The sequence below is a fragment of the Erwinia sp. 009765445 genome (assembly GCF_058137865.1).
The window spans coordinates 1-1,123 of the sequence record NZ_JBYUWC010000053.1; the positions used below are offsets into that span (position 1 = coordinate 1).

Annotated in this window: 2 protein-coding genes; both read right to left on the reverse strand. The window is 40.6% G+C overall.

Annotated features, from left to right (window positions below):
- Nucleotides 1-146: 146 nt before the first annotated feature.
- Entirely contained in the window at nucleotides 147-791 is a 645-nt protein-coding gene (locus tag AC3Y5R_RS24135; protein WP_482436014.1) for an EcsC family protein, read from the reverse strand.
- 122 nt (nucleotides 792-913) lie between these two features.
- On the reverse strand, nucleotides 914-1,033 hold the full coding sequence (locus AC3Y5R_RS24140; RefSeq protein WP_489923418.1) for a DUF4755 domain-containing protein: 120 nt from the start codon (nucleotides 1,031-1,033) through the stop codon (nucleotides 914-916).
- Nucleotides 1,034-1,123 lie beyond the last annotated feature (90 nt).

Below are 1,123 nucleotides of genomic sequence, written 5' to 3' on the forward strand. Positions count from 1 at the left end.
TTTCTGGCTAACCACTGACAGGGGTGGGTCAGTTTTACTTTGGCAGGGTGGGTCACTATTTGAATGGTATTGACACTTAAGGGAAAGTTTGTATCGGAAGCAGTGGTTTACACACACTGCTCCTGTTAAAAAATTATCTATTTTATCTATTCTGCTAAAACACTTTTTTCGATAAAAGTTTTACGAGCAACATTCCCAACTATATTTGTTGAAACTCCATCAAACGTCCCGCCGATTATACCTCCGACAAGGGGGATCATTTTTCCTAAGTTGATAGCTCCTTTCTCCCCAAACTTTGTTAACAATCTAAATCCTACTTTTTTGTTAATGGCGAATATTGTTTCTTTCGAAATACTTTTGATTAACTGTGTTGACATTTTTGAGCCAACGACAATCCCTGTTCCTTTGAGAATGTCTTTCGCTGCATTCCCAACAAGGCAACTGTAAACGAGGCTTCTCACTCGATCATCTTTCACATCCCATCCACCCATTATCGCAAGTGAGGTTATCATTCGGATCTGAACATACAGGACAGTAGCGATACTTGCTGGGACTGCTACAGGTAGAGTCACGATACCACCGAGTCCTGACAGAAATCCTGAGGTAACCGACTTAGTGTTTTGCCATCTAATAAGAGAATTAGCTTTGTCAACAAGGGTGCCTTCACCTTTCAAATAGCTATCTGCCATTTCAAAAGCTGAATCTGTTCCAGGTATACTCCCGTCGAGGGCTTTATCATAAGCCCAGTTAAGGACCTGCATAATTTTGCCTTCATTTATTTTTTCAGTCACTTCAAGTTCCTTTATTAACATTTGATTATATGTAACTGTTATCGGCATTGTTAAATTTTTCTTTATGTATTTTAAATGGAAAAAGCCAGCATTTAGCTGGCTTTTGTTTGATTCAAATTAGGTTATTGATGGTGTAAGTTATTAACTACTTTGTCAAAAACGTGCATCCATCTCTTGAGTTGCAGTTCCGTATCACGGATACCTTCCTGTGAGTTGAAGTCACCCTTTTGAGGAAAGAACATTACCCGCCATTCTGTGGACTGACCCCACAACCGTAGACATTTCCTGTCCTCACGACGAGGCCAGTTCAAAGGCCTCCGGACTGACGCCGC